The sequence below is a fragment of the Mycobacterium sp. genome (assembly GCF_049673265.1).
Lineage (GTDB): Bacteria > Actinomycetota > Actinomycetes > Mycobacteriales > Mycobacteriaceae > Mycobacterium.
In genome coordinates this window covers 1-1581 of record NZ_JBATXN010000439.1, presented here as the reverse complement: position 1 = coordinate 1581, position 1581 = coordinate 1, and the positions used below count along the sequence as shown (strand labels likewise).

The following is a 1581-nucleotide window of genomic DNA, read 5'->3' as shown; positions in this document are numbered from 1 at the left end:
CCTGCACCTGCGCCTGCACCGGCTCCGGTGGCCGCTCCGGCGCCGGCACCCGCCCCTGCCCGAGTGCCGGGTCCTGCTCCGGCGCCCGCGCCACTGCCAGTCCTGGTCCCAGCGCCCGCTCCGGTGGCACCGCCACCGGTCATACCGCCGATCATTCCGCGACTCATAGCGCCTCCGCTGCTGGGTCCGCCGGAAAGCCCGTGGGGCGGCGATCACGGCGGCGGTGGCTGGGGTCACGGCGGCGGCGGCGGTGGCTGGGGCCACGGTTTCGGGGGCGGACATGGCGGCGGTTTCGGCCACGGCCGCGGGTGACCTCCGGCGCGTAGTCATCAGATGGCCGCCAAGTGCGGCCGTAGGTAAGGTCGAAGAGGCGAAGACCGGGGGAGTGATCGACGCGCTCCTGCCAGCACTTGAGGAACTTCGGCAATCCGCAACGCACTGGCTCGGCGTAATGACCAGTTCCCGGGGTACCCCGTGAGTTGAGCGACCATCTAATTGGAGGAGTAGTGGACACCGTCCTTGGCGTGTCGATGGCACCGACAGCGGTCCGCATGGTTCTAGTTGAGGGCCAAAATGCCGACGGCGTCACGGTCGACGAAGAGGGCTTCCCCGTCAACACGGCCGACGCCCCGACCGTCAGAGCCGCCGACCAGGTGGTCTCAGCGATCCTGGGCACCCAGGAAGGCGCCGTCGAGAGCGGCTACCAATTGCGCTCGACGGGTGTGACCTGGACGGATCCGGTGGAGGCCGCCGCGCTGCAGGACGCGCTGGCGGCACGCAAGGTCGAAAACGTCATGCTGGTGTCGTCGTTTTTGGCCGCTGCGGCCCTGGCGCAAGTCGTCGGCAACTCGGTCGGTTATGCGCAGACGGGACTGTTGTTCGTCGAGCCCGACACGGCGACCTTGGCGGTCGTAAACACCTCGGACGGTTCGATCACTGATGTGCGCCGCCAGCCACTGGCGCCGGGTACCGATCCCATCACCCAACTGTCCGCGATGGCTTCGGGCGCCGAGACGCTGGCAACACGTCCGGATGGCCTGTTCGTCGTCGGCTCGGGCGTCGACATCGCCCCGATCAAGGCGCAGTTGGAGGCGGCGACCGGGCTGACGGTGAATGCGCCCGAGGAGCCGGAGACAGCGCTGGCCCGCGGGGCCGCCCTGGCATCGGCCAACGCGCCGTTGTTCTCCTCGTCGACCGCCGCGCTGGCCTATGCGCAGGATCCCGGTACCGGCGCGATCGATCCCTTCGCCGTCGCGCCCGGCTACTTCGACGTTGCCAACGTCGCGGCAACCGGAGAGCAAGCGCTGGCCTACAGCGCAGTTCCGGACGAGGAGGCCGACGCCTACACCGCTGCCGTCGGCGAGGGAGGCTTTCCGACCGGCAGTTACACCGGCGCTATTGCTATTCCCAAGGACGGTGGCCGCAGGCCGCTGGTCCTGGTGGTCAGCGCCGTCGTCGCGATCTTCGTGGTAGCCGCTGCAGCGTTGGTGGTCGCGCTGGCGGTCAGTATGCGGCCGACTTCGGCGGTCCGGCCCGATCCGGGCCCCAAGGCCGTCGCCCCGGCGAAGCCGGCACCCGCCC

2 protein-coding genes are annotated in these 1581 nt (G+C 69.8%); both read left to right on the top strand.

Features of this window, described 5'->3' with window-relative positions; all coding sequences use genetic code 11:
* The coding region (locus WBF82_RS15355) for a hypothetical protein (protein WP_424383850.1) at positions 1-312 on the top strand (312 nt) is incomplete at its 5' end.
* 194 nt (positions 313-506) lie between these two features.
* On the top strand, positions 507-1581 hold a 1075-nt coding region (locus WBF82_RS15350; RefSeq protein ID WP_424383849.1), incomplete at its 3' end, for a DUF7159 family protein.